The sequence below is a fragment of the Amycolatopsis sp. Poz14 genome, from assembly GCF_006704225.1.
In the GTDB taxonomy this organism is placed as follows: domain Bacteria; phylum Actinomycetota; class Actinomycetes; order Mycobacteriales; family Pseudonocardiaceae; genus Amycolatopsis; species Amycolatopsis nivea.
In genome coordinates this window covers 202,087-228,351 of the sequence record NZ_JACLHD010000001.1, presented here as the reverse complement: position 1 = coordinate 228,351, position 26,265 = coordinate 202,087, and the positions used below count along the sequence as shown (strand labels likewise).

The window sequence follows — 26,265 nt, the reverse complement described above, 5'->3', positions numbered from 1 at the left end:
CGGCTTGTCGTAGCCGGTCTGCCGGGCTGTGGCGCGGAGTCTCGTCGTGCCCAGCTCGGGTTTTGTCCGGCCACAGCCTGTTGTAGACACTCGCTAAGCCACAGAACGTGATGCGTGCCCGGCACGAACTGAATCGTGCCGGGCACGCCACCAACCGCAAAATCGAGCCCTAGATCAACGGCCCGCGAAACTTAGTCGTCCCCGGGACAAGCTGCACAGTCCCAAGCCCACCATGCGCGCTCGCATACTCCAGCTCGCGCGACAGATCGCCAACACCGTTCGTCCCCGGCTGGGGCAGCAGGTTCAGCGTGCTCAGCACCCCGAGTGCGTTGCCGTCGCGGTCGAGGAAGCCGCTGCCGGAGTCGCCGGGGATGCCGGGGGTCACGGTGAGTACCGTGTGGCTCCAGCCCCCGCCCGTGTCGCCCAGGCTGGTGCCCTGTTTGGGGGACAGCTGGGTGATTCCGCCGCGCAGTTCCGAATTTCCGTAGCTGAGCACGGTGGCGAGTTGCTTCGTGCCGGTGGTGTTCACGCCAGTCGGCCCGCCCCAGAACGGCAGGCTTGGGTTCACCTTCGACACGTCCGCGGGGTCGACCTTCACGAGCGCGAGGTCGTTGTACTGGCACGTGTTCGCATCCGCCTCGTGGCGGGACTGCATGGTCAGCCACGAGTTGTAGACGAGGGTTCCCGGCTTGCTCGCGCCGGCGATCTCGACGGGGGTGCCGAGCGGGAGCGAACCGGCGGAGCAGCCGTTCGTTTCGGTCGAGCCGCCGGTGCCGGAGCAGTGCGCGGCCTGTCCGAGGAAGACATCCGTTCCGTTGCTGTACACGAAGTTCGAGGTGCATTGCGCCCCGTTGGTGTGCGTCTGCACGCCGGGGTGCACGGCGGCGGTGTCCGCCGGGGCCCAGGTCGGGGCCGCTGCCCACGCGGTCGCGGGCAGCAACGCGGCGGCGGTGGCCAGCGCCGTCACCGCACTGGCCCGGGCCAGTGGTCGAGGGGTCTTCATCGGGCTCCCTTCGAGAAAGGCCAGCACTCACTCGGACGTGTGCTACTGACTGGTAGGCATCGGGGGTACATCACACCAGAGAGTGGTGCCAGTCACAACCGTTGTGACCCTGGGTAACTATTGACCTAGAGCTAGCTGGAGGTTGCACACTGATCGCATGACTGGGGAATGGAACATCGAGGCAGCAGACGTCGACGCCTACCTCGCGCGCATCGGACAGCGGCGGGAGGAACCGTCCGTAGCGGCGCTGGGGCGGTTGGCGCGGGCGCACGTCGAGGCGATCCCGTTCGAGAACGTCGACGTGGTGATCGGCCGCCATCGCGGGATCGAGCTGGACGTCGTCAGCGAGAAGCTCGTCGGACGTCGCCGAGGCGGGTACTGCTACGAGCAGGCCGGGTTGTTCGCGGCCGTCGCCGAGCAGTTGGGTTACCAGGTGCAGCGCACGGTCGCGCGGGTGCAGCCGCGGAAGAGCGGGCCGTACACGCACATGACGCTCGTGATTACCGTTGAGGGGCAACAGTTTCTCGTGGACGTCGGGTTCGGCGCCGGAATCCTGGTGCCGATGCCGTTGATCGACGGGGCCGAAGTGGACCAAGCCGGGTGGGCGCATCGGATGACTCTCCGCGACGGCTGGTGGGTGCTCCAGAAGCAGGACGGCGACGGGTGGGAAGACCTGCACGAAGTGCTTCCCCTCGTGCACAGCCGACCGCTCGACTACCAGGTGTTCCACCACTACACGTCCACGCACCCGAAGTCCCCGTTCACCGGGCGGGTCGTGGTGATGCGGCTCGAACCGGGACGGTTCCGCAGGCTCCTCGGCCGCGAGTACCAGGAAAGCCACCCCGACGGCACGGTCGAGACGCGCACGATCGAGCCGGTCGATCTCGGCAAGACTTTGGAGGACCTCGACGTCTTCCTTACCGAGGACGAGCTGGCGGCGCTGCTCGAGACCTACTGAAACAACTCCGCGGCAGCCAACGGCCGGCCCAGGTGGTAACCCTGGGCCTGGTCGCAGCCGAGCTCCCGCAGCAGCGCCAGCTCTTCCGCCGTCTCGACGCCTTCCGCCACCACCGTCAGATCCACCGCGTGCGCCATCGCGATGATGCTCGTGACGATCGCGGCCGCGTCGCGGGAATCAGCGATTCCGGTGATGAACGAGCGGTCGATCTTGAGCGTGTCCAGCGTCAGCCGACGGAGCTGGGCCAGCGACGAATAGCCAGTGCCGAAGTCGTCGATCGCCAGCAGAACGCCCAGAGAACGCAAGGCGGACAACACTTCCGCGGCCGCCGACGTATCGCGCATGAGGGCGCTTTCGGTGACTTCCAGCGTCAACGATCCGGGCGGCAAGCCGGTGGTGGCAAGGGCATCGCGGACCGCGGGCACCAGGTGCGGGTCGTCCAGCTGCCGGACCGAGAGGTTGACCTTCAGGCTCAGGTCGAGGCCCCGGCCGGTGCGCAGCGCGGCCAGTTCGCGCGTGGTGTCGCGCAGAACGTACTTGCCCAGCACGTTGATCAGTTCGCTTTCCTCGGCCAGCGGGATGAATTCCGCGGGCGAGATCGCGCCGTGTTTCGGGTGGGTCCAGCGCAGCAGCGCCTCGACGCCGACCATCTCGCCGGTGCGCAGGTCGACCACCGGCTGATAAGCGGGCCATAGCTGTCCACTGTGGACAGCGTCGCGGAGGTCCTGCTCCATTCGCAACCGCCGCTGCATGCGTCTCCGCAAAGCGACGTCGAAGAATTCGAACCGGCCGCGGCCGCGGGATTTCGCTTGGTACATCGCGACATCCGCGTCGCGCAGCAGATCCTCCGCGCTGCGGCGGTCGTCCGGTTCCACGAGCACGATGCCCATGCTCGCGTCCAGATGCAACTGCCTGCCGTGCACCGAAACCGGTTCCGCCAGCACCGAACGCAGGTGTGCGGCGAACACGCCGACCTGCGCGGGACCGGTCGTCGCGGACGTGACGACCACGAACTCGTCGCCGCCCAGCCTGCCGACGACGTCGTCGGGGCCGGTGGCCCGGCGCAGCCGTTCGCCCGCGATGCGCAGGACCTGGTCGCCGACCGGGTGGCCGAGGGAATCGTTGATCAGCTTGAACTTGTCCAGGTCGAGGAACAGCACGGCGGCCGCCTCGCCGCCGTCGCGGCGGTCGAGCCGGTCCAGCACCAGGGTGCGGTTGGCGAGGCGGGTGAGCGGGTCGTGGGTCGCCTCGTGGGCCAGCCGGGCGCTGATCGCGCGCCGTTCGGTGATGTCGGTGAAGGACGTGACCACCGAGACGCCCTTCGGGTCGTCCGAATCGAGCAACCGCGAGGTCAGCGACACCCACACGTCGCGACCGTCGGGGCGGCGCAGGCGCACGACCAGGCCGTTGTGCGTGATCCCGGTGCGGCGCGTGTGCATGGACGGCAGCTCGTCGTCGGGGATCCGGTTGCCGTCCTCGTCGAACAGCACGAGTGTCGTGCACGGCACGCCGAGCAGGTCCGCTTCGGGGACGCCGAGGATGCGGCAGGCGGCCGGGTTCGCCGACTGGATCAGCCCGGTCGGGCCGATCACCAGCACGCCCTCGTCGAGCGCGGCGACGACCGTCGCGTAGTGCTGTTCGACGCGGCGACGTGCGGTTTCGTCCGTGCAGACCAGGAGGAAGCCGTCGACGGTCTCGGTCGCGGACACCCGGACCTGCCGAGGCGAGCCGTCCCGGCAGCGGTGGGTTTGCTCGACGTCGCCGTCGCGGATCGAGGCGGGGGACGGGTCGATGCCGAGCACCTCGTGCACCCGCCTGCCGAGCGCTTCCGAGGCGGGCCAGCCGTAGACGGTCTCGGCGGCCGGATTCCAGCCGGTGACGATGCCCTCGGCGGTGATCGTGACGACGGCGTCGCTGACGTGTGTGACCAGCGCTTCCTGCGCGCGGACGGCGGCCGCGGCGGCGTGTTTGACGGTGCTGTCGCGGATCACCACCTGGAACGACGGCGGGTTCGAGTCGCTGGTGCGCACCGAAACGGTTTCCGCCACGAATTTGCTCCCGTCCAACCGTTTCAGCACCGCTTCGCGGGGTTCCGCGCTGGGATCCTCCAGCAGGTCCGCGGATTCGGCAGCCACGAAGTCCGCGAACTCGCGGCTGACGACCTCGTGCGCCGCCCGTGCCGCGAACAGGTCGAGCGCCGCCTGGTTGGCGTAGGTGACGACGCCGCCGGAGTACACGCAGATCGCGTCCGGGCTCTGCTCCATCAGCAGCTGGTACCGGTCGGACAGCTCCGCGAGGTCGGACTTCTCCGGCACCGTCTCCGCGACCGCCGAAGCGACGCCGAGCAGGCCGGTCGTGTGGTCCTGTTCGCCGACGGTCCGCGCACGCAGCCGGATGCGGCGCGCGGTGCCGTCGGGACCGTCCTGCGGCTGCTCGAGTTCGAAATCGCGGCCGGGCGGGGTGCGGCGGAGGTTCGCGGTGAGCGGGCGGAGCAGCTCGGTGAGCCGGTCGCACAGCTCCTTGCCGGTCGCGCCGGGGAGGCCGAGCACCGCGTCGAGGCCGGGCAGCCAGGTGAGGGTCGCCGGTTCGGAGGCGTGCAGGGAGAACAGGACCCCCGCGCCGGCGTCCGGCCGCAGGCCCGCTAGCTGGGCGCGCCGGGTGATTCCACCCGGTTCACCGGCCAGGGCGTCAGCCTCCATGGTGCTTCCGATCCCCCTTGTCGGCGTATGGCCCGTCGATTACACCACCGAGTGAAGCCTGTGTATATCCGCACGGGGAGCTGCTTGCGTCACTCGTCCGGACGATGAAGGTGGGTGCTATCGGGCGATGCGGGGCACGCTGCGCAGTCGCGGACCCCACACGAGCAGGCCGAAGTGGGCCGCACAGGCGTGTCCGAGGACCGTCACGACGGAGGCGAGACTGGCCGGATCGTCGGTCACGTAGACGCCGATAACGAATAGCTCAAGGGCCACGATCCCGGCGATCCGAGCCCTCCCGCGCAGCAGCGCGACAAGCACGCCGGCGGTGGTGAGGAAGCCGTAGCTGACCCCGATGTCGAGCCAGCGGCCCGCGGAATGCGGCAGGACGTCGGTGTGGATCAAGGCCATGACCGGCAGTTCGGTAGCGATCGTGGCGAGCACGTGCCCGCTGAAGAAGACCAGCGCCGTCCGGAGCCCGCCGAACCGCCGCTCGAACGGGGCGACAGCGATCGCGAAGATCACCGCGTACGGCAGCCAGCCGCCGTCGGCGATCCAGAACGCGCTGGTCAGGAGCGCGGTGAGGGGGTGGCGCGCCATGTTGTGCGCGTCGGTGCTGGAGACCGCGAGGAGTTTGTCGGTGAGCGTCGAGCTGCCGAAGCGGAGGAGCAGCGAGGTGCCGAGCAGCAGGACGAGGTAGCCGAAGGTGAACGGCGTGGCCCGCGGGCTGGGGACGAGGCTCAGCCACGCGCGCTTCGGCCGCCAGCTCGCGGGGACGGCGGCTAGGAAGGGGAGCCTCGGCACGGGCTGGACGAGTTCGAGCGAGCTGGCGGCCGGGTCGTTCTTGGTCAGCACGGCCGTCGCCGTCGGTCGCGAGGACCCGTCGATGATCTCGACCAACTGGGTGCCGCCTGCGCTGGTGGGGGCCGCTGCCGTTGCGATGGCCGGTTCGGTGCCCGGGTTGCCCGGTTCCGGCTTCCCGGCCATCGGGACGGAGACCGGCTGGACGGCGGGCGTCCGTCCGCGCAGCCACGTCAAGGAGCGCCACTTCCGGGGAGTTCCGGTGGCGGCAGCACTGCGTGCCGGGCGGGGTGCCGGGTCCGGCTCGCGCAGCGACATGCGTCCAGAGTGGCTGGGCATGCTGGGATTTTGGCTAAGCGCAGCTGTGAATGCGCTGTGATTCACACCAGCTAGAGTGAGCACTCTGGGTAGAAGGTTTCTCTCTTTGTCACCCGTTCGGTGGCCGCATCCGGTAGGAATAGGCCACTCCTGGTGAAAGGTCTCGCTGGTGAACGACGAGGTTTCGGTCGCCGAGCTGTTGGTGCGCGAAGGACACGAACGACGGATCCCGCCGCCGTCCCGGTCCAGGTGGCGCATGGTTTCGGTGATGCTCGCGGTGATCGTCGGCTGCGGGGCTGCGGCAATGCTCGTCTCGTACGGGACCACGGCGAACGACGGGGCCGCCCGGATCACCGAGATGCGCGTGATCGAGATGCCGGACCGCACCGGCGGCGCGGGCGGCGTCGACGAGACCAACCCGCCGACGCCCACCGGCGAGGAGACCGAAGAGGGCACTGTCGGCGCGGGGGACGCGCCTTCGACCAAGGCGAACGTCAATCCGTTCGGCGAGCACAGCACTGCCGAGCACCCGGCTGATTCCGCTCCGGCGCGTCCGTCGTCGAGTGAGCGGCCGGAAACGACCGGTCCGACTGGGCCGACTCAGCCGTCGACGAGCACGTCGGCGCCGTCGAGTTCGAGCCAGCCGGCTTCGTCGAGCAGCCATGAGCCGCCGTGCGTCCTGAACATCATTTGCCTTTAGAACCCTGAGCGCCCGCTGAGCGCGCCACGCGCATCACGGCGGAACTCGGCATGATCGGCCGCGTGCCGAATACAAAGCTGCGCGCCTGGCTTCTTGAAGGCGAGCACAAGCGCGCCCAGCAGATGACCGGTGGCAAACGGGAGACCAAAAAGGCCGAACAGCCGTGGTGGAAGGTCATGTGCCTCACCGGCGTCGACTACTTCTCCACGCTCGGATACCAGCCGGGGATCGCCGCGCTCGCGGCCGGAGTGCTGTCGCCGCTCGCGACTGTCGTGCTGGTGGTGCTGACGCTCGCCGGCGCGCTGCCGATTTACCGCCGGGTCGCGCGGGAAAGCCCGCACGGGCAGGGGTCGATCGCGATGCTGGAGAAGCTGTTGTCCCGGTGGGGCGGCAAGCTGCTGGTGCTGGCGTTGCTTGGGTTCGCTGCTACTGACTTCGTCATCACCGTGACGCTGTCCGCGGCGGACGCGACCGCGCACGTTATCGAGAACCCGTTCGTTCCGGCTGCGCTGCATGGTGGGCAGGTCTGGATCACGTTGGTGCTCATCGCGTTGCTGGGGGCGGTGTTCCTCAAGGGGTTCGCCGAGGCGATCGGCGTCGCGGTGGTGCTCGTCGGGGTCTATCTCGCGTTGAACGTCGTGGTGGTGGTTACCGCGTTGGCGCACGTTTTCGGGGCGCCGCAGTTGATTGTGGACTGGCAGAATCTGCTGGTCAGCGAGCATCCCAACCCTTGGCTGATGGTGGGGGTGGCGCTGGTGGTGTTCCCGAAGCTGGCGCTGGGGTTGTCCGGGTTCGAGACTGGGGTTTCGGTGATGCCGCTGGTCCGAGGCGCTCGCGGGGACACGGAGGCGGATCCGGTGGGGCGGGTCCGGAACACCCGGCGGTTGCTGGTTACCGCGGCGTTGATCATGAGTGCGTTTTTGATTACGTCCAGCTTCGCTACCGCGGTGCTGATTCCGCAGCGGGAGTTTCAGGCTGGGGGCAAGGCCAACGGACGGGCGCTGGCTTACCTGGCGCACAGCTATCTCGGGGACGGCTTCGGCACGGTTTACGATGCCAGCACTATTGCGATCTTGTGGTTTGCCGGGGCTTCGGCGATGGCTGGGTTGCTGAATATCGTGCCTCGGTATTTGCCGCGGTACGGGATGGCACCGGACTGGGCTCGGGCTACCCGGCCGTTGGTGATCGTGGTTTCGGTTATCGCCTTTGTGATCACGTTGATCTTCGATGCTGACGTCGAGGCGCAGGGCGGGGCGTACGCCACTGGAGTCCTGGTGTTGATTTCGTCGGCTTCGGTTGCGGTTTCGTTGTCTGCTCGGCGGATGCGACAGCGGGCGTTCTGGGCTTATCTTGTTATTACGTTGGTGTTTTTGTACACGACGGTCGCTAATATCGTGGAGCGGCCGGAGGGGGTGAAGATCGCTGCGTTCTTTATCGGGGCGATCGTGGTGACGTCCTTGGTTTCCCGGGCTACCCGGTCGTTGGAACTGCGGGTCGAGAAGGTTGAGTTCGACGCCGCTGCGCGGCGGATCTTGGACAAGGCGGTGCGGTCCGGGGCGGTTCGGATCATTGCCAATGAGCCGGATGCCCGGGACGAGGAGGAGTACCGGGAGAAGGAGCGGGAGGCCCGGGAGGACAACCACATCCCTCGGGACAGTGCGTTGTTTTTTCTCGAGGTTACTATTTCGGATGCTTCAGATTTTGAGACTACATTGCGGGTGCACGGGGAGAAGCGGGCCGGGTATCGGATTTTGCGGATGAAGAGTCCGTCTATTGCTAACGCTATCGCGGCGGTGTTGTTGTATGTGCGGGATGAGACTGGGGTGCAGCCGCATATCTACTTTGCTTGGACGGAGGGGAACCCGTTCAAGTTTTTGGTTCGGTACCTGTTTTTCGGGGACGGGGACGTGCCGCCGGTGACCCGCGAGGTGTTGCGGAGGGCGGAGCCGGATCCGCAGCGGCGGCCGCTGGTGCATGTGGGGTGAGTCGGCTCGATTACGGCAGCAGGTCTTCCTCGCGCTTCCGGCCGAGGTGGTTGAACAGCAGGTTCAGCACAAAAGCCAGCACGGCGGCGACGGTGATCGGGCTGCCGCAGATCGTCCGCAGCCAGGCGGGGAAGTGCTGGAAGAACACCGAGTTGCCGAACCGGTCGAGGCCGAACGCGGGCAGCAAGCCGACGCCGAGCGCGACCGAGACCACGAAAGCGTTGTGGTTGCCGGAGAAATCGACCTTCTTGAGGGTCTGCACGCCGACCACCCCGACCATCGCGAACATCACCACCGCGACGCCGCCGACGACCGGTTCCGGGATCGCGGCGATGAACGCGCCGATCTTCGGCACCAGGCCCATCACGACGAGCATGCCGCCGGTCGTCGCGACCACCCAGCGGCTGCGGACGCCGGTCATCTGCACCAGGCCGACGTTCTGCGCGAACGCGGTGTCCGGGAAGGAGTTCATAAAACCGCCGAAGATCGCGGACAGACCGTCGGTGGCCAGGCCGCGCGACAGGTCAGCGGGCGTGACCGGACGGCCGGTGATCTCGCCGACCGCGATCAGGTCCGCGGTGGTCTCGGTGAACGACACCAGCATCACCACGCACATCGACACCACCGCGGCGACCGGGAAAGTCGGCGCTCCGAAGTGGAACGGCGAGGCCAGCCCGAACCAGCTCGCGTCGCCGACGCCGGAGAAGTGCGTGCGGCCGAGCGGAATCGCGATCAGGACGCCGGCGATCAGCGCGACCAGGGGGCCGATCTGGCCGAGGAAGCCGCGCAGCACCCGGGTGAACAGCACCACCAGCGCGATCACGCCGAACGCCAGCCCGAGGTTCGCCGGATCGCCGTAGGACGGGTCGCCGGTGTCGTGGCCGCCGATCATCGCCGTGCCGGGGCCGAGCAGCGAGATGCCGATGACCAGCAGCAACGTCCCGGACACCAGCGGCGGGAAGAACCGGATCAGCGCTGCGAACGGCCGGGCGATCAGCAAGCCGAAGACGCCGGAGGCGATCATCGCGCCGTACACCGCGGTGAGGCCGTACTGCGCGGCGATCAGGATCATCGGGTTGACCACGGTGAACGTCGCGCCCGCGACGACCGGCAGGCGCACGCCGAACAGCCGCCCGATGCCGACCGACTGGACCAAAGTGGCCAGTCCGGCGACGAACAGGTCGGCGTTCACCAGCAGCGCGATCGACGCGTTGTCCAGGTGCAGCGCACTGCCGATGACCAGCGGCACGGCGATGCAGCCGGTGTACATGATCGCCATGTGCTGCAGTCCGAGCAGAAGCAGCCGTCCGGCGGGGAGGCCCCGGTCGACCGGGTGCGCGGCGTTGGTCATGAGCGGCTCCTTCGGTGTGGGTCCCGCCGGATTATCGCTGCACATACCGCCGGTTTGTGTGTGACCATGCCAGACATGACTGCACGACCTCCGTTCCGTGCCGATCATGTAGGGAGCCTGCTGCGGCCGGCGGTGCTGCGCGAAGCGCGGCGCGACCACGCGGCTGGGGAGATCTCCGCCGAACAGCTGCGAGCCGTCGAGGACGACGCGATCCGCGACGTCGTCAAGATGCAGAAGGCGGCCGGGCTGGAATCGGCGACCGACGGCGAGTTCCGCCGGTCCTCCTGGCACATGGACTTCATCTACGCGCTCGGCGGCGTCTCGCGCAGCGACGAGCGGCTGCACGTGAAATTCCACAATCTGGCCGGCGACCTGGAGTTCAGCCCGCCGGGGCTGCAGGTCGACGGCAAGGTGCGGCTCGACGAGCCGATCTTCGCCGACCACTTCGAGTTCCTGAAGGCGCACACCGACCCGGGCATCACGCCGAAGCTGACCATCCCGTCGCCGAGCATGGTCTATTACCGCGGCGGCCGGGCGGCGGTGAGCGAAACCGTGTACCCGGAGTTGGACGAGTTCTTCACCGACCTCAGCGCGGCGTACGCGGAGCAGTTGCGTGCGATGAGCGCGCTGGGCTGCACGTATCTGCAGCTGGACGACACCAGTCTCGCGTACCTCAACGACCCGAAGCAGCGCGAACTCGTCGCGCGCATGGGCAGCGACCCGGACACCATGCACCTGCGCAACATCTCGACGATCAACGCCGCGCTCGCCGGGAAACCGGACGACCTGACCGTGACGACGCACCTGTGCCGCGGCAATTTCCGCTCGTCGCGGGTGGCGTCCGGGAGCTACGAGTTCGTCGCCGAAGCGCTGTTCGGCGAGCTGGCGGTGGACGGCTTCTTCCTGGAGTACGACGACGAACGCTCCGGCGGTTTCGAGCCGTTGCGGTTCGTGCCGAAGGGAAAACGGGTCGTGCTCGGGCTCGTGACCAGCAAACGGCCGGAGCTGGAAGACCCGGACGCGCTGGTGCGGCGGATCGAGGAAGCGTCGCGGTATGTGGACGTGGATCAGCTGTGCCTGTCGCCGCAATGCGGGTTTTCCTCCACGGAGGAGGGAAACGACCTAACCGCCACCGAGCAGCTGCGGAAGCTGGAGCTGATCGTGTCGACGGCGGAGCGGGTCTGGGGCCGCCCGTGATCACCTGCGTTGTCGACTACGTGATCGACCCGGAGAAGATCGCGGACTTCGAACGGTTCGCCGCCGAGTGGATGCGTCTCGTGCAGCGCGAGGGCGGGGTGCACCACGGGTATTTCCTTCCCGCGGAAGGGGCGAGCGACGAGGCCAGGGCGTTGTTCAGCTTCGAAAGCCTGGCCGCGTACGAGCGGTACCGGACACTGTTCGGAGTGGACCCGGAGTTCGTGGCGGCGGACCGCATCCGCGACGAGAGCGGGTGCGTGATCCGGTACCGGCGGACGTTCATGCGGCCGTTGCTGCCGGAGTGATCAGGAGAGGTAGCGCGACAACTGGGCGGCCCCGTCCAGCATCGCGTGCGCCCGGGCGCTGAGCCGGGAACGCCAGGTACGCAGGGCTTCTTCCAGCGGCGCGACCCCGCCCGCGTGCCGGACCTGTTCCAGTACCGCGGCGATCCGGGCGAGCGGGTAGCCGCCGCGGCGGAGTTGATGCGCGAGGCGGGCGTCGCGGACCGCGGCCGGTGGGTAGCGGCGGTTTCCGGCTCGGTCGCGCTCCGGTTGGAGGATCTCGGCGGCCTCCCATTTGCGCAGCGTGGCGGGGTGCACGGACAGCTGGTGCGCGAGCGCGCCGATCGACGGGACGGTCTCGCGGACGTCCGGCTCCTGGGTCAAGTTCCGCAGCGCGTGTTCGACCTCGGTGAGGGTGCCGCGGTCGCGCAGCAGTTCGGCGTGACCCTCGTCGATCAGCTGGAACGCGGTGTCTTCCGAACGCTCATTGACCGCGCGGAGGATCGCTGCCGCGCGGGCGTGGCCGAAGCCGGGACGCAGGGCGAGGAAGGTGCGCAACGCTTGCGCGTGGTGTTCGGTGTACGTCCGGTAGCCCTGCGGTCCGCGTTCGGCGGGCGGGAGGATGCCGTCCTCCTCGTAGTTGCGGACGGCCTGGGTCGACAAGCCGTGCTCGCGGGCGAGGTCCTTCGGACGCATGTCACCTCCGGTTTGAGGGTTTCCCGCTATTCAACCAGGTGATTCACGGAAAAGTGCCAACGGAGAGTTCAACGATACGGTCAAAGCAATGAAGACCTTCGACGACTTCCTCGCCCACCGTTCGCCGACCCTGCTCGGCCTGGGCGAGCCCACGCACTGGACCGAGGCGTTCCCGTTGTTCCGCAACGAAATCTTCCAGCACCTCGTCCTCGAACACGGCTACCGCTCGATCGCGCTGGAGAGCGACTGCCTGGCCGGACGCCTCGTCGACCGCTACGTGACCACCGGCGAGGGCGACCTCGACAAGGTGCTGGCCACCGGGTTCAGCCACGGTTTCGGAGCGTTCCCCTCCAACCGCGCGCTGGTCGAGTGGATGCGGGCCCACAACGCCGGTCGCGCGCCCGAAGACCAGGTGCACTTCCACGGCTTCGACGCTCCCCTGGAGATGGCCAGCGCACCCAGCCCGCGCGCCGTGCTCACCGAACTGCATGGCTTCCTGGCCGAGCATCTTGACGACGTGCCGCACGACGTCGCGACCATCGAGCGGCTCGCTGGCGACGACGCGGCTTGGGCGAGCGAAGCGGCGATGTGGGACGGCGCGAAGTCCAAAGGGGACAGTCCGGGCGCGCGTGAGCTGCGGTTAATCGCCGACGACCTCGCGGGCCACTTCGAACGGGCTCGGCCCGCGTTGCCCGCCGGTGGCGATCTGCTCGCCCGGACCGCGGTCGGGCTCTGCCGCTACCACTCGCTGATGGCCGACACCTCGCCGGAACGGATGGGTCGGCTCGGGGCGCAGCGCGACGCGATGATGGCGGACAACCTGCTCGCGTTGCCGGGCGCCTTCGTCTCCGCGCACAACCAGCACCTCCAGCGGCGAGCGGCCTCGATGATGGGTGCGCAGTGGTGGAGCGCGGGCGCGCAGGTCGCGCACCGGCTCGGTGCCCGGTATGTGTTCATTGCCACCGATTTCGGCTCGTCAGATGGAGTAGAGGCCCCCGCGCCGGGGACGCTGCAGGCGTATCTCGCCGCGACGGTCCAGGACCGTGAACTGGTCGAAACCGCCGGAATCGACCCCGATCTGCCCGCGCGGACCGGCGACGGACGCGGGTATCTGCCGTTCGACGCGGTCGAGGCGGCGGACGCGATCGCGTTCCTGCACCGGGTGTGACCGCTGCTCCTCGACGATCTTGGCCGAGGTGTGCTCAGATGGAGCCCGGGATGTCGGGAGGAGCGAGATGAGCACCGAGACCGTTCTCGTCGTGGGCAGCGGGCAAAGCGGCTTCCAAGCCGCGGCGTCCTTGCGGGACAAGGGGTTCGCCGGCCGCGTGGTTCTGATCGGGGACGAGCCGGGAGTGCCGTATCAGCGGCCGCCGCTGTCGAAGGCGTACCTGGCGGGCAGCGCGGGTGTCGAGCAGCTGGTGCTGCGGCCGGAGGACTACTTCGCCGAGAAGGACATCGAGCTGGTCCGCGGCCGGGTCGCCGCGATCGACCGGGACGCGGCGAAAGTGCGGCTCGAGGACGGTACAGAGCTGGGTTACGACCATTTGGTGCTGGCCACCGGCGCGCGCAACCGTGCGCTGCCGGTGCCCGGCGCCGACCTCGACGGCGTGCTGATGCTGCGCACCCGCGAGGACGCCGACCGGCTGCGGGCTTCGCTGGACGCGGCGGGCGAGGTCGTGGTGATCGGCGGCGGGTTCATCGGGCTGGAGTTCGCCTCGCACGCCGGCCGTCCGGTCACCGTGGTGGAGGCGCAGGACCGGCTGCTGGCGCGGGTCGCGTCGCCGGAGATATCGGAATTCTTCGCCGAACACCACCGGGCGGCTGGGCACACGCTGTTGCTGGGCGTCGGGGTCACCGCGCTGCACGGGTCCGGCCACGTGGAGTCGGTTGAGCTGTCCGACGGACGACGGTTGCCTGCGGACCTCGTGGTCGTCGCGGTCGGCGTGCTGCCGGAGACGACGTTGGCCGAGGCGGCCGGGCTCGAGGTGCGCAACGGCGTGGTCGTGGACGAGCACCTGCGCACCGAGGACCCGAGGATCTTCGCGATCGGCGACTGCGCGTGCTTCCCGTGCGTCCAGGCCGGTGCCGCGACCCGGTTGGAATCCGTGCAGAACGCCGTCGACCAGGCCCGTTCGGTGGCCGCGGCGATCGCCGGGGAACCCGCGCGCTACGACAGCCTGCCGTGGTTCTGGACCGACCAGACCGGCGCGAAACTGCAGATCGCGGGCATCCTCGACGCCGCGGACCGGACCGTGGTCACCGGTGATCGGTCGGCCGGGAAGTTCTCCGTGCTGTCCTTCCGCGACGACGTGCTGATCGCCGTCGAATCGGTCAACCGCGCGCCGGATCACATCGCCGCGCGCCGGCTTTTCGCAGCGGAACCGCATCCGGCGTACGCGGATCTGGAAGCCAGTTCGTTTGATCTGAAAGCACACCTGAAGTCGCGCACCGCGGCTTGATCGGAGGTTCCGTTGCGCACGCAGGTCGCCGTGATCGGTGCCGGCCCGGCCGGGTTGCTGCTGTCGTATTTGCTGCACCAGGCGGGTGTCGAGGCTGTCGTGCTCGAAGCCTGCGACCGCGAGTACGTGCGGCAACGCGTGCGCGCTGGGGTATGCGAACAACCGACGGTCGACTTGCTCACCGAGATCGGCCTCGGCGGTCGATTGGCCGCGGAAGGCTTGCCGCACGAGGGTTTCTCGCTTCGGTTCGACGGCGCCGATCACCGCATCGCACTCACCGAGCTGACCGGCAAGGCGATCACGGTGTACGGGCAGCAGGAGATCGTGAAGGACCTCGTGGACGCGCACGACGCCGCGGATCTGCCGCTGCACTTTGAGGTTTCCGAGGTTTCACTGTCCTCAGTGGACACCTCGCGCCCCGTTGTGCAGTACCGGGATTCTTCTGGTGCCTTGAAAACCCTGGAATGCGACGCCGTAGCAGGCTGCGACGGTTTCCACGGCGTGTCGCGTCCGTCCATTCCGGACGGTGTGCTGACTACTTTTGAGCGGGAGTATCCCTTCGCTTGGCTGGGCGTGCTGGCGCGGACGCCGCCGTCGCACGAGGAGCTGATCTACGCCCATCATCCGCGGGGATTTGCCTTGCACAGCATGCGTTCCCCGGACGTCACGCGGCTGTACCTTCAGGTCGATCCGGGGGAGGATCTGGCGGCTTGGTCGGATGACCGGATCTGGACGGAACTGTCGACGCGCCTGGCGGTCGATGGGGAGTTCACCCTGCAAGAGGGGCCGATCCTGGACAAGGGCATCACCCCGATGCGGAGCTTCGTAACCGAGCCCATGCGCCACGGCCGATTGTTCCTGGCTGGCGACGCGGCGCACATCGTGCCGCCGACCGGGGCTAAGGGAATGAACCTGGCAGTCGCGGATGTGGTGGTGCTGTCGCGGGCTTTGGTGGCTTTGCTGCAAGGGGATTCGTCGCTGGCGGAGTCCTATTCGGACACTTGCCTGCGCAGGGTGTGGCGGGCGGAGCACTTCTCGTGGTTCATGACGACGATGCTGCACGTGGACCCGGGGGCGGACGCTTTTGCTCGGAAGTTGCAGCTGTCGCAGTTGCGGTATACGGCTTCGTCTAGGGCGGCGGCTACTAGTTTGGCGGAGAACTACGTGGGGTTGCCGTTCGCCTGAGGGCGCTACAGACGGCTACTTGCTCACTTACGTGCTCACTTGGATCGAATCTGAGCATGTGGTGAGCATGCCGCGGGCCATGCCTGAGTTGCGCGCTGTCGCGGCCGGTCGACGACAAGTCTTGCGGCTCGTCAACCTGGTCAACCAAAGGTTGACGCAACCCAATCGTCAACCTACAGTTGACGCCATGACCGACTCCGTGAAGCTCGACGATCTCATCAGCGCCATCAAGGCCAACAACGAAAAAGACGCCCTCGCTCAGCTCACCGACGCCGTCTACGTCGGTCAGCATCTCGGCGACGTCGCTGACCACCTCATCGGCCACTTCGTCGACCAAGCTCGCCGCAGCGGGGCGTCTTGGACCGACATCGGGGCCAGTATGGGCGTGACCAAACAAGCCGCCCAGAAGAGATTCGTTCCGAAGAGCGACGATTCAGCCGGCGGAATACAACGGATGTTCGGCCGCTACACCGACCGCGCGCGGCACGTGATCGTCGCGGCTCAGCAGTCAGCCATCGACAACAAGAGCCCCGAGATCGACACCGTGCACCTTCTGCTCGGCCTGCTTTCCGAACCCGACGCGCTGGCGGCGGGAGCGATTGTCGCGCAGGGGATAACCCTCGATGCGGTCAGGGAAGCCGCCGAGGCGAGGCTGCCGGAGCCGGTCGACGGGGCTCCCGAGAAGGTGCCGTTCGCGGCTGCGGGCAAGAAAACCCTCGAACTCACTCTGCGCGAGGGGCTGCGGCTCGGGCACAACTACATCGGCACTGAGCACATTCTCCTTGCCTTGCTGGAACAGGGCGAGGGCGCGGGTTACGAAGTCCTTGCCGCACTGGGGGTCGACAAGGAAAAGGCCGAAACGAAGATCAAGGAATTCATCGCGGAAATTCTCAGCACCATGCAGAAATGACAAGAGAAGGGCTCTCCCCGAAAACCGGGGAGAGCCCTTCCGCAGCGCCAAAAATCAGGCTTCGACCTCAGACTGGTCCCCGGCCCACAGCGTGTGGAACGAACCGGGACGGTCCACCCGCCGGTAGGTGTGCGCGCCGAAGAAATCGCGCTGCCCCTGCACCAGCGCGGCCGGCAGCCGGTCCGCGCGGAGGCCGTCGTAGTACGCCAGTGCGGTCGAGAAGCCGGGCGTCGGGATGCCCAGGCGGACCGCCGTCGAGATGACCGAGCGCCACGAGTCCTGCGCGTTTTCGACCGCCGCACGGAAACCGCCGGACGTGAGCAGCGTCGGGAGGCCCGGCTCCGCGGCGTAGGCGGACGTGATGTCGTTCAGGAACTTCGCCCGGATGATGCAGCCGCCGCGCCAGATCGACGCGACGCGGCCCAGGTCGATGTCCCAGCCGTACTCCGCGGCGCCTGCCTGGATCTGGTTGAAGCCCTGTGCGTACGCGACCACCTTCGACGCGTACAGCGCCTGCTCGACGTCGTCCGCGAAGGTCTCCAGCGCCGACCCAGTGAGCGGCGTGCGCTTCGGGCCGCCCAGGCCGCGTGCGGCCGAGCGCAATCCCGTCGACCCGGACAGCGACCGCGCGAACACGGCTTCCGCGATGCCGCTGATCGGCACGCCGAGGTCGAGCCCGATCTGCACGGTCCAGCGGCCGGTGCCCTTCTGCTCCGCCGCGTCCTCGACCACGTCGACGAACGGCTTGCCGGACGCGCCGTCGACGTGCTTGAGCACCTGGGCGGTGATCTCGATCAAGTACGAGTCGAGCCGCCCGGTGTTCCAGGTGCCGAACACGTCGGCGATCTCCGCCGGGGAGTAGCCCGCCGCGCCGCGCAGCAGGTCGAACGACTCGGCGATCAGCTGCATGTCGGCGTACTCGATGCCGTTGTGCACCATTTTGACGAAGTGCCCGGCCCCGTCCGCGCCGACGTGCGTGCAGCACGGTTCGCCGTCGACCTTCGCCGAGATGTCCTCGAACAGCGGCCCGAGCGACTCGTAGGACTCCTTCGACCCGCCGGGCATGATGCTCGGCCCGTGCAGCGCGCCTTCCTCGCCGCCGGACACGCCGGTGCCGACGAAGTGCAGGCCGCGTTCGCGCAGCGCCTGCTCGCGGCGGCGGGTGTCCGCGAAGTGCGCGTTGCCCGCGTCCACGATCACGTCGCCCGGCTCCAGCAGCGGCGCGAACTCCTCGATGACGGCGTCGGTCGGGCCGCCCGCCTTCACCATGATCACGATCTGCCGCGGCCGCTCCAGCGCGTCGACGAACTCCTGCGCGGAGTACGCCGGGATGAAGTCGCCTTCGTCGCCGAACTGCTCGACGAGCGAGCGGGTGCGCTCCTCGGAGCGGTTGTGCAGGGCGACCGTGTGCCCGTGCCGGGCCAGGTTCCGCGCCAGGTTGCGGCCCATGACCGCGAGGCCGGTAACCCCGATGCTCGCCTTCTTGCTCATCCGAAACCTTTCCGAAAACCTCTGCCGGATTCCGAGCCTAGCCACAAAACCGGTGCTCACGAGAAGCAGCGGATCGGGCCCCCGTTCCAGGCCAGCATGTCCTTCAGCGGAGCCACCAGATCGAGTGGCGCACCCCACCCTTCGCCGTCGAGTTCGGCGTACGCCCGGTGCAGGTTCCCGGCGAGCCGCTCCTGCTCGGTCAGCTCGGCGAACCGGCCGAGGTCGGTCGCCTTCGCCTGTTCCAGCGGCGAGCGCCCGGCCGCCTTGCCGGTTTCCGCCGCGCGCTGGACGAACTCCAGGTAGTCGTCGACCGCGTCCACCGTTTCGAGCCCGCACACCGGGCCGTGACCGGGCAGGATGACCGCCGGATCGAGTTCGCGGATCACGTTCAGCGCGGCCCGCCAGCCCGCCACCGAGCCCATCAGCGCGAACGGGCTGCCGCCGTTGAACACCAGGTCGCCCGCGTACAGCAGCCGCTGCTCGGGCAGCCAGACCAGGACGTCGTTGGTGGTGTGCGCGGCGTGGCCAGGGTGGATGAGGTCGATCCGGGTCTGCCCGGCGTAGAGCGTGACGGTGTCGTCGAAGACCAGGTCGGGCACGCGCAGTTCGAGGTTGCCCCAGTCGCTGTCGGTGAAGAAGACGCCCTCGTACCGCTGGATCCCGTCGGCCAGCAGCGTCTCGCGGGTCTTGCGGTGGCCGACGACGGTGGCGCCGCCGACCAGATAGTTGCCGTTGGTGTGGTCGCCGTGGTGATGGGTGTTGACGAGCGTCGTGACCGGGCCGACGGTGTCGCCGACGGCCGAGAGCAGGGCCCGCGTACGTCGTTCGGTCGCGCATGTGTCGATAAGCACAGCGTGCCCGTCGGCGTCGACGAAGCCGCAATTGTTGATGAACCAGGAACCGTCGGGCTGGACGTAGCCGAACGCGCCGTCTGCCAGCTGTTTGACGCTCGCCGCGCCGGGGGATCGATCGATCACGCCGACACTATGCCGTCCCGGCCGCCGGCGCGGGGAGTCCGCGGCTCAGCTGTGCCCGGAAGTCTCCTCTTAGTCCGAATGGAGTAGCGGGGATGTCCGGGGCGCCGGGAATCCACTGCTCCGGCAGGGTGACATGCCGGGTGACTGGCGTTCTCGCGCATTTCCTGAAACGCTGCCGGGTGTCATCATCGAACTCCGTTGGGTCGCAGTGGCCTGGGTGGTTCGTAGTTCGCGGTCCGGCGGAGAGCCCGTCGGCAGTAGTGGTTCAGGAGAGCAAGGGGAGATGGCGAGCACCGTCACCTCGCGCCGCAAGCAGCTCGGCAATGAGCTCAGGCATGCTCGAAACGCCGCGAAGATGACGCAGCAGCAAGTCGCCGAGGTACTCGGCTGCACCCAGGGCAAGGTCAACAAGATCGAGTCCGGTGCGGTGGGGGTCAAGCTCGGAGATGTGCGGACCATGCTGAACGCGTTCGGGATCAACGGCGAAGAGGCCGACACTCTGATGAACCTGGCCCGGGCCGCGGCCGGGCAGCGCGGCCATTGGTCGGGCTACCGGTCGGTGGTGCCGCATTGGTTCCGCACCTTCACCGACCTCGAGCCGGCCGCCGCGGAGATCCTTACCTGGCACGGCGAGCGCGTGCCGGGGCCGCTGCAGTCCGAGCACTACATGCTCAAGCAGTTCACCGAGGCGGGAGCCACCGACGTCACGTCGCTGGTGCGCAACCGGCTGGACCGCAAGGCGGTGTTCGACCAGCAGCAGCCGCCGTACTACCGGTTCATCATCAGCGAGGGCGCGCTGCGCCGCGCACCCGGCGGGTTCGCGCCCGCGGTGATGCTGGACCAGGTGGAGCACCTGCTCGCGCTCGACCGGCACCCGCGCGTCTACGTGCACGTGCTGCCCTTCAGCGCGAAGCTCGCCGCGGTGCCCAACGACTTCACGATCATGCGGTTCCCGGACCGCACCCGCGACTTCGTCTACATCGAACACTCCGCGGGCGGGCTGTACCTCGACGACGTGAAGGACTTCAACATCTTCGTGGACTCGTGGGACCGCCTGCGCGGCGCCGCCCTGGAGCGGGGCGAGACGCGGCAGTTCCTCAAGGAGCTGGCGGAAAGCTACCGTTCGCAGATGATGTGACCAGTGCTTCGAGCACGGGCACGGTGGCTTCGGCGGCAGGCAGGGCGTTGATCTCCGCCTGTACGCGACGCGCGGCCTCGCGGTAACTGGGATCGGCGAGCAACTCCGCGGCGGCTTGGCGGATTTCGTCCGGAGTGGACGTTTCCGGGTCGAGCACGCGGCCGACGTGCAGCGCGGCGCAGCGCCGGGCGTTGCCGGGCTGGTCGGCGCCCATCGGGAAGAGCAGCGACGGCAGACCGTGCGAGAGCGCGCCGATCACGCTGCCGGACCCGGCGTGCGAGATCATCAAATCGAGGCGCGGCAACAGTTCGGCCTGCGGGACGAACCGTTCCACGCGGACGTGCGCCGGTCGCGGCCCGAACTCGGCGGGGTCGATCTGGGTGCCGACGGTGGCGGTCACCTCGGCGTCCAACTGGCCCAGTCCGGCGAGGGTGCGCTCGATGAGGTCGCCGGACTCGAGGTTGAAGTTGGTGCCGAGTGTGAAGTACACGTGCGGCTTCCCGGCGGGTTGCCGCGGCGCGACCGGATCTCCTTGGCGGAACGAGAAAGTACCAGGCGGCAGCGGCGAGCTGGGGTCGCGAAAGGACGGCGGGAACGGCGAAAGCACCTGGCCGTGGGTCAGCATTTCGAGCTCCGGATCGTCCGGCAGGCCGTGCGCCGCGCGAGCTTCCGCGAGCGGTTCGGCGAGGAGTTCCTTGCGCAGCAACGTTCCCGCGGCGAGCACCAGGACGGTCGCGCACGGCAGGCCCAGCACCTCGGCGGCGATCGCGGCGGAGAAGTCCACTTCGTCCCGGACGATCAGGTCGGGTCGCCATTCCCGGGCCAGCTCCAGCAGCACCGGCACGTGTTCGCGGGTCGCGCGGCGGGCGAACAGTTCCCGGATTTCCCAGTCGTCGCGCGCCGGATCGACCGGCGGCATCGGCTGTCGCGTCGCCTCGGCTTCGCGTGGCTCGTTGACCGCGAAGGTCGTGAACCCGGCTTTGGCGAGCGCGGGCACGTGCGAACCGCCGCCCGCGACGGCTACGGTATGGCCGCGTGCGGCAAGCGCTCGCGCGACCGGCGCCATCGGATCGAAGTGGCCGCGACCGCCGACGAACGAGAAAAGAATGCGCATCCATCCCAACCTAGTGGCCCGGATGTACCGGAGTCGTGGCATTTTCGGGCGGTTGCCGGGGGCGGCGGCGCGCGACCGCGGCGAGTGGGCACACTGGTACCCGCACGGAAGGGGAAGCTGATGACTCAGGCACCGGATCCGGAAGCCCCGGAGGGCGTCGACCTCGATCGGCCGAACGCGGCGCGGATTTACGACTGGTTCCTCGGCGGCACCGCGAACTGGGCGATCGACCGCGAGTTCGGCGAACGGGCGGTCCAGACCTTTCCGATGATCAAGACCATCGCCAGGGCCGGCCGCGAGTTCCTCGGCCGCGGCGTGCGGTACATGGCCGAACAGGGCATCGACCAGTTCCTCGACATCGGCTCCGGCGTGCCCACGGTCGGCAACGTGCACGAGATCGCCACCTCGGTGAACCCGAACGCGCGCTGTGTCTATGTCGACAACGAACCGGTGGCCGTCGCGCATTCGCAGATCCTGCTGGAACGCGACGGAGTCGCCGACCGGCACGCGGTGCTGCACGGCGACCTGCGCAACCCGGCCGACGTCTGGCCGCGCGCGCTCGACACCGGCGTCCTCGACCCGAAGCGCCCGATCGGCCTGATCATGGTCGGAGTGCTGTACTTCATCGGCCGCGACGAGCCCGCGCTGGAAATCGTGCAAAAGTACCTGTCGCTGCTGCCGTCCGGCTCGTACTTCCTGTCCTCGCACCTGACCGACGACGGCGTCCCGACGAACGACGGCGAACGCCGCGACGCGATCCACAAGCAGTACCAGCAGTCGAGCACCCCGTTCCACTACCGCTCGCGCGCGGAGTTCGGGGAGTTCTTCTCCGGGCTGGAACTGGTGGAGCCGGGCATCTCGTGGGTCTCGGCCTGGCACCCGGAAGCGGGCGATTCGAGCGCGGGCGACCGGATGTCGGACGACCCCTCGTTCAGCGGCGGGATTTGCGCGCTGGGCCGTAAGCCCTGACGCTGCCGTTCCGGCTCGCTGTGCTCGTCCGGTGCTGACGACCCGTGGGGGTTTTCTCAGTAGCGCGGTGTGCGCCAGCTCCGTCTCTCGCGTTAGGTCCGTGAAGGGCTCCTTGAGGGAATCAGATTCCCTCAAGGAGCCCTTCACGGACCCTTGCCGCCGGGTGCCCGCCCGCTGAGGGAGGGGCGGAAACCTCCGCGAGCGCGGCGGGTGAAGCCGTCCCTCGTCGATAGGCGCGATCCGGCCAGTGCGCATGTCGTGAGGGTTCCCCTCACAGACGTCGGCGGGATTGGGGAAGTCGCGCGGCCCGCTTGATGCTGCGTATCGCCGCAACGCCGCCGCACGCGACGACCGCCGAGAAAACCCCCAATGTGGCATTGGGTGCATGCGACGCACCCAATGTGGCGTTCGGTGCGTTGATCAAGCACCGCAGCGCTTCCACCGATGGCGGCGAGTGGCAGGGACGAAGCACCCGATGTGGTGCCGGATGCACCCAGCCCGGCGCGCATGGTCTAGACCGCTGGTGGTCTGGACCTTCCAGCAACCCGACCCCGGACACAAAAACGCTCCCCGGGCAACGAATTCCGGGGAGCGTGGACGATGCGGGATTCGGCTCAGCCGAGCCCGTGGAGAATCGGTACTCGTGTCTCGCGACAGTGGCGGGTGGAGTGGACGGTGTCCGCTTGGCGCGGAGCCGGTACTTCGATCTCGGTGTCCACAACCATCGGGCTGCGCAGCGGGGCCTGGATCAGGCTGAACCCGAACCGGTTGCGCAATTCGTGATTGATCCCACGCCGGCCGCGAGTGTGTTCGTCCTCACGGCGGAAAAGCGTGGTGAGCCGTACGGCCATGGGATCACACCCCCAGTTCGGATAACGGGAACCGGCGCGGGTCGGCACCGGCTGGATCGGGGTGGTTCGCGCTCGACGGGTCAACGCCGGGCACCAGGGAAACCGCTCCGTTGCGGCGTCTCCGCAGGGTCGTCGCAGCACCTGGACCAGCGCCGATTCCGGCGAGGCTGGCGGATCGGCTCACCGGTTCGCACAGGTCGGCTCGCATCCGCACTCCTCCCGATATCTCGCGGCTGTTCCGCCGCCCGGGCCGGGTGCCCGGGCCGGTGCTGCCGGTGTTGGGCTGAATGTCGCAAGCCATTCACCCACCACTGACGCCCCGATCGCTGCGATTAATCCTACTCCTGGAATAATCTTCATGTCGAGATCGGGTCGAGTTGATCACCCGCTTGGCCCTGCGGTTTGCTCCGTAGTGACGCAAAGAAGCCGGGGACGTGCATCAGAGCGCACGCCCTGCACAAGGCTCGGAGGTGGACGACCCATGGCGGATTATCCGTCGCCCCAGGATTACGACCCGGACACGGCAGAGTCGCTGTTCGCGGCCGCGGCCTGGGCGAAGTCGTTCGCGAGCGAGCCCAACGGCGGAAACTGTGTCGAGGTCAACCTCTCCCGTCCCGGCCTGATCGGCGTGCGCGACACGAAGCTCGCCGCGAGCCCGGTGCTGGTGTTCGACCGTGGCGAGTGGGACGCCTTCCTCGTCGCGGTCAAGGCTGGTCAGTTCGACCTGCCGCCGAGTGAGTAGTCCACCACGACGAGGTCTCGACTGAGAGCGATTCGCAAACAGTCACTCGATCGGGTGGAGTGTGGCGGCGCTCCGGTCACCGTGGGCGCCGGGCGGTGTGGGTTCAATGTCGGCTTGGCGAGGGTCGCCGGCTGAGTAGGTTGAGCGCTCCGACCCCACGGAGCGCGCTATGACCCCACTCCACTACCTCTCCGCCGGCGAAGTGTTGCGCCTCTTCCGGGCCCGGCAGCTCTCGCCAGGGGAAGTGATGCGCGCGGTCGTCGAGCGGGCGGAGCGGGTCGAGCCGGACGTCAACGCGTTCGCCGAGCAGATGTTCGAGCAGGCGTTGCGGGCGGCGGCTGTCGCGGAGAAGGCGTACGCGCCCGGCGGTCAGCCGAGGCCGCTCGAAGGACTGCCGATCGCGGCGAAGGAAGAACAGCCCCTGGCCGGGTACCCCGTCACCGAAGGCACCCTCCTGCGCCCGCCCCGGGTGGCGCGGGAGACCGCAATCGGGCTCAGCCGGATCCAGGCGGCCGGCGGGATTCTGCACGCTCGCACGACGACGTCCGAGTTCTGCTGCATGCCGCTGTCCCACGCGCGACGCTGGGGAACCACACACAATCCGTGGAACCTCCAGACGGCGGCGGGCGGCTCGTCCGGCGGTTCGGGCGCGGCGCTGGCGGCCGGGACCGCCTTCCTCGCCACCGGATCGGACATCGGCGGTTCGCTCCGCGCGCCCGTGTCCTTCACCGGCGTCGTGGGCTTCAAACCGCCACACGGGCGCAATCCCGTCCTCCCGCCCGCCGGATTGGATACTTACTACCACCACGGCCCGATGGCTCGGACCGTCGCCGATTGCGCGTTGCTGCAGAACGTCATGGCGGGCGAGGATCCGCGCGACCCGCACTCGCGACTTCCCGCCGTTCGCATTGAGTCGGGCGACGTGCGTGGGCTCCGCGTCGCATGCTGTCCGGTGCCTGGCGATTTCCCGGTGGCCTCGGAGGTCGCCGCCAACACCCGCGCCGTCGCGCATGCGTTGTCGGCTGCCGGTGCGGCGGTGACGGAGATCGAGATCGACTGGACGCTCGCCATGGTCAAACAGGCCTTGTGGGCGCACTTCGGGACCGGTTTGGCCGCCGAGGTTTTGGAGCTGGACCGGCAGAACCCGGGCGTCATCACCCCGTACTGCCAGGCTTTCGCACGCAAAGGCGTCGAGAACATTGTGGACGCGGAAACCGGCCGCGCGGTCGAAGCGGCGATCCGGGAACGCCTCGACGCGGTGTTCGAGCGGTTCGACGCGCTCATCGTGCCGACCCTCGGTGCCACCGCGTTCGCCGCTGGCGAGGATTACCTTTCCGAGCAGGTCGTGGTCGATGGTGTTGCGCTGGAACACTTTTCGGACGCTTCGCTCACTCCGGCGTTCAACGTCGGCAGTGAACATCCGGTGCTCGCCGTGCCGTCCGGTTGGGCGAGCAACGGCGTGCCGACGGGGGTTCAGGTCGTCGCGGGCAAGTACGACGACGGCACGGCGTTCCGCGTCGGCGCGGCGATCGAGCGGACGGTGGGGGCCGGGTTCGCACGGATTCCGTTAGCTGGCCAGGAATTCCCGCAGATGCGTCACGACCTGTGAGGGTTGTTCCTCGGGGAGGAAGTGCCCGCAGTCGTCGAGGCCGATGCCGGTCACGTTGTCCGCGTAGTCGCGCCAGATCTCGAGCGTGGGCAGGCTGCCGAGCAGTCCGGCCTTGCCCCACATCGCCAGTACTGGCTGGGTGAGGCGTTTCCCGGCGGCGTAATCGGCGTCGTCCAGTTCGGCGTCGTCCGGGAATGAGGCGCGGTAGTCGTCGAAACCGGCTCGGAGCGCGCCGGGCGCTTCGAAGGCACGCACGTATTCGGCGACGTCCTCGGCGGGCAGGCCGTGGCGTTGGAAGGTCCAGCGCTCGAAGAAGTACCCGAGGTAGGCGGCGATGTTCTGCCCGGCGAGCAGTTCCGGCAAGTCCGGCTGAAGGTGGAAAAGCCAGTGCCAGTACGCCTTCCCGAGGTCCCGGTCGAGGCGGTGCCACATCTCTCGCGTCGGCGCGATGTCCAGCACGGCCAGCTGTTTGACCTGGTCCGGACGGTCGAGCGCCCACCGGTGCGCGACCCGCCCGCCGCGGTCGTGCCCCGCGACTGCGACCCGGTCGAACCCGAGCTGTTCGGCCAGCTTCGCGATGTCGGCGGCCATCGTGCGCTTGTCATAGCCGGTGCGGGGTTTGTCGGTGCGCCCGTATCCGCGCAGGTCAGGGGCGATCACGGTGTGCGCCTCGGTCAGCGGCCCGGCGACGCGGCGCCAGCAGTGCGACGTCTGCGGCCAGCCGTGCAGGAGGAACAGCGGCGGGCCGTCACCGCCGCGGAGGTAGTGCATGCGCAGGTCGGCTACTTGGGCCATGGCTGCTTCTAACCGGCTCATGGGGTTAGACGGTAGCGC

The 26,265-nt window shown here is 68.3% G+C and carries 23 protein-coding genes; 13 read left to right on the top strand and 10 right to left on the bottom strand.

All coding sequences use genetic code 11. The annotated features are described in order from the left end of the window. Positions 1 to 169: 169 nt before the first annotated feature. Complete coding sequence (locus FKO37_RS01205; protein ID WP_238603505.1) at positions 170 to 1,003, bottom strand: serine protease; 834 nt, start codon at positions 1,001 to 1,003, stop codon at positions 170 to 172. Positions 1,004 to 1,160: 157 nt separating this feature from the next. Here FKO37_RS01205 and FKO37_RS01200 point away from each other — a divergent pair, with 157 nt between their 5' ends. After that, positions 1,161 to 1,961, top strand: a complete 801-nt coding sequence (locus FKO37_RS01200) for an arylamine N-acetyltransferase (protein WP_037807467.1) — start codon at positions 1,161 to 1,163, stop codon at positions 1,959 to 1,961. Here FKO37_RS01200 and FKO37_RS01195 read toward each other — a convergent pair. Beyond that, positions 1,955 to 4,660, bottom strand: a complete 2,706-nt coding sequence (locus FKO37_RS01195) for a bifunctional diguanylate cyclase/phosphodiesterase (RefSeq protein WP_238603504.1) — start codon at positions 4,658 to 4,660, stop codon at positions 1,955 to 1,957. The two genes, FKO37_RS01200 and FKO37_RS01195, sit on opposite strands and share 7 nt — an antisense overlap. 117 nt (positions 4,661 to 4,777) lie before the next feature. Next, positions 4,778 to 5,797 (bottom strand): rhomboid-like protein, encoded by a 1,020-nt coding sequence (locus tag FKO37_RS01190; RefSeq protein WP_238603503.1) that lies wholly within the window; start codon positions 5,795 to 5,797, stop codon positions 4,778 to 4,780. Positions 5,798 to 5,945: 148 nt separating this feature from the next. Here FKO37_RS01190 and FKO37_RS01185 point away from each other — a divergent pair, with 148 nt between their 5' ends. After that, complete coding sequence (locus FKO37_RS01185) at positions 5,946 to 6,476, top strand: hypothetical protein (RefSeq protein WP_238603502.1); 531 nt, start codon at positions 5,946 to 5,948, stop codon at positions 6,474 to 6,476. A gap of 50 nt (positions 6,477 to 6,526) precedes the next feature. Next, positions 6,527 to 8,461 (top strand): amino acid transporter, encoded by a 1,935-nt coding sequence (locus FKO37_RS01180; protein WP_238603501.1) that lies wholly within the window; start codon positions 6,527 to 6,529, stop codon positions 8,459 to 8,461. 10 nt (positions 8,462 to 8,471) lie between these two features. On the opposite strand, the gene FKO37_RS01175 is transcribed toward FKO37_RS01180, so the two are convergent. Continuing rightward, entirely contained in the window at positions 8,472 to 9,812 is a 1,341-nt protein-coding gene (locus FKO37_RS01175; RefSeq protein WP_037807478.1) for a nucleobase:cation symporter-2 family protein, read from the bottom strand. Between the two features lie 75 nt (positions 9,813 to 9,887). Here FKO37_RS01175 and FKO37_RS01170 point away from each other — a divergent pair, with 75 nt between their 5' ends. Both FKO37_RS01170 and FKO37_RS01165 read left to right on the top strand, forming a co-directional pair. After that, positions 9,888 to 11,009 carry a 5-methyltetrahydropteroyltriglutamate--homocysteine S-methyltransferase gene (locus tag FKO37_RS01170; RefSeq protein ID WP_238603500.1) on the top strand — a complete coding sequence of 374 codons (1,122 nt, stop codon included), beginning with the start codon at positions 9,888 to 9,890 and terminating at the stop codon, positions 11,007 to 11,009. Next, on the top strand, positions 11,006 to 11,314 hold the full coding sequence (locus FKO37_RS01165) for an NIPSNAP family protein (protein WP_037807481.1): 309 nt from the start codon (positions 11,006 to 11,008) through the stop codon (positions 11,312 to 11,314). The genes FKO37_RS01170 and FKO37_RS01165 overlap by 4 nt, the downstream gene beginning before the upstream one ends. On the opposite strand, the gene FKO37_RS01160 is transcribed toward FKO37_RS01165, so the two are convergent. Beyond that, a complete protein-coding gene (locus FKO37_RS01160) occupies positions 11,315 to 11,986 on the bottom strand; it encodes a MerR family transcriptional regulator (RefSeq protein ID WP_238603499.1) in 672 nt (223 codons plus the stop codon). Between the two features lie 88 nt (positions 11,987 to 12,074). On the opposite strand from FKO37_RS01160, the gene FKO37_RS01155 reads away from it, so the two are divergent. The 4 genes from FKO37_RS01155 to FKO37_RS01140 all read left to right on the top strand — a co-directional run bounded on the left by FKO37_RS01155 (position 12,075) and on the right by FKO37_RS01140 (position 16,540). Beyond that, on the top strand, positions 12,075 to 13,154 hold the full coding sequence (locus FKO37_RS01155; RefSeq protein WP_238603498.1) for an erythromycin esterase family protein: 1,080 nt from the start codon (positions 12,075 to 12,077) through the stop codon (positions 13,152 to 13,154). A 67-nt stretch (positions 13,155 to 13,221) separates the two neighbouring features. Further along, the gene (locus FKO37_RS01150; RefSeq protein ID WP_238603497.1) at positions 13,222 to 14,445 is read left to right on the top strand and encodes an NAD(P)/FAD-dependent oxidoreductase; all 1,224 of its coding nucleotides are present in this window, start codon (positions 13,222 to 13,224) and stop codon (positions 14,443 to 14,445) included. A gap of 12 nt (positions 14,446 to 14,457) precedes the next feature. Further along, positions 14,458 to 15,630 carry a 4-hydroxybenzoate 3-monooxygenase gene (locus FKO37_RS01145; RefSeq protein WP_238603496.1) on the top strand — a complete coding sequence of 391 codons (1,173 nt, stop codon included), beginning with the start codon at positions 14,458 to 14,460 and terminating at the stop codon, positions 15,628 to 15,630. A gap of 187 nt (positions 15,631 to 15,817) precedes the next feature. After that, positions 15,818 to 16,540, top strand: coding sequence for a Clp protease N-terminal domain-containing protein (locus FKO37_RS01140; protein ID WP_238608204.1), 723 nt, complete (start codon positions 15,818 to 15,820; stop codon positions 16,538 to 16,540). Positions 16,541 to 16,594: 54 nt separating this feature from the next. On the opposite strand, the gene gndA is transcribed toward FKO37_RS01140, so the two are convergent. Then, positions 16,595 to 18,031 (bottom strand): NADP-dependent phosphogluconate dehydrogenase, encoded by a 1,437-nt coding sequence (gene gndA, locus FKO37_RS01135; protein ID WP_043840368.1) that lies wholly within the window; start codon positions 18,029 to 18,031, stop codon positions 16,595 to 16,597. Positions 18,032 to 18,087: 56 nt separating this feature from the next. After that, a complete protein-coding gene (locus FKO37_RS01130) occupies positions 18,088 to 19,008 on the bottom strand; it encodes an MBL fold metallo-hydrolase (RefSeq protein WP_238603495.1) in 921 nt (306 codons plus the stop codon). A 283-nt stretch (positions 19,009 to 19,291) separates the two neighbouring features. On the opposite strand from FKO37_RS01130, the gene FKO37_RS01125 reads away from it, so the two are divergent. Further along, positions 19,292 to 20,146 (top strand): helix-turn-helix transcriptional regulator, encoded by an 855-nt coding sequence (locus FKO37_RS01125; protein WP_037712135.1) that lies wholly within the window; start codon positions 19,292 to 19,294, stop codon positions 20,144 to 20,146. On the opposite strand, the gene FKO37_RS01120 is transcribed toward FKO37_RS01125, so the two are convergent. Continuing rightward, complete coding sequence (locus FKO37_RS01120; RefSeq protein WP_238603494.1) at positions 20,106 to 21,260, bottom strand: glycosyltransferase; 1,155 nt, start codon at positions 21,258 to 21,260, stop codon at positions 20,106 to 20,108. The genes FKO37_RS01125 and FKO37_RS01120 overlap by 41 nt on opposite strands. 120 nt (positions 21,261 to 21,380) lie before the next feature. On the opposite strand from FKO37_RS01120, the gene FKO37_RS01115 reads away from it, so the two are divergent. Beyond that, the gene (locus FKO37_RS01115; protein WP_037807500.1) at positions 21,381 to 22,229 is read left to right on the top strand and encodes an SAM-dependent methyltransferase; all 849 of its coding nucleotides are present in this window, start codon (positions 21,381 to 21,383) and stop codon (positions 22,227 to 22,229) included. A gap of 614 nt (positions 22,230 to 22,843) precedes the next feature. Here FKO37_RS01115 and FKO37_RS01110 read toward each other — a convergent pair. Then, positions 22,844 to 23,080: a hypothetical protein gene (locus FKO37_RS01110; protein WP_037807502.1), complete on the bottom strand. Its 237-nt coding sequence runs from the start codon at positions 23,078 to 23,080 to the stop codon at positions 22,844 to 22,846. Positions 23,081 to 23,561: 481 nt separating this feature from the next. On the opposite strand from FKO37_RS01110, the gene FKO37_RS01105 reads away from it, so the two are divergent. Together FKO37_RS01105 and FKO37_RS01100 are read left to right on the top strand one after the other, a co-directional pair. Next, on the top strand, positions 23,562 to 23,822 hold the full coding sequence (locus FKO37_RS01105; RefSeq protein ID WP_037712143.1) for a DUF397 domain-containing protein: 261 nt from the start codon (positions 23,562 to 23,564) through the stop codon (positions 23,820 to 23,822). A 169-nt stretch (positions 23,823 to 23,991) separates the two neighbouring features. Further along, complete coding sequence (locus tag FKO37_RS01100; protein ID WP_238603493.1) at positions 23,992 to 25,431, top strand: amidase; 1,440 nt, start codon at positions 23,992 to 23,994, stop codon at positions 25,429 to 25,431. Here the strand turns inward: FKO37_RS01100 and FKO37_RS01095 are convergent. Continuing rightward, positions 25,390 to 26,247 (bottom strand): alpha/beta fold hydrolase, encoded by an 858-nt coding sequence (locus FKO37_RS01095; protein ID WP_037807505.1) that lies wholly within the window; start codon positions 26,245 to 26,247, stop codon positions 25,390 to 25,392. The two genes, FKO37_RS01100 and FKO37_RS01095, sit on opposite strands and share 42 nt — an antisense overlap. Positions 26,248 to 26,265 lie beyond the last annotated feature (18 nt).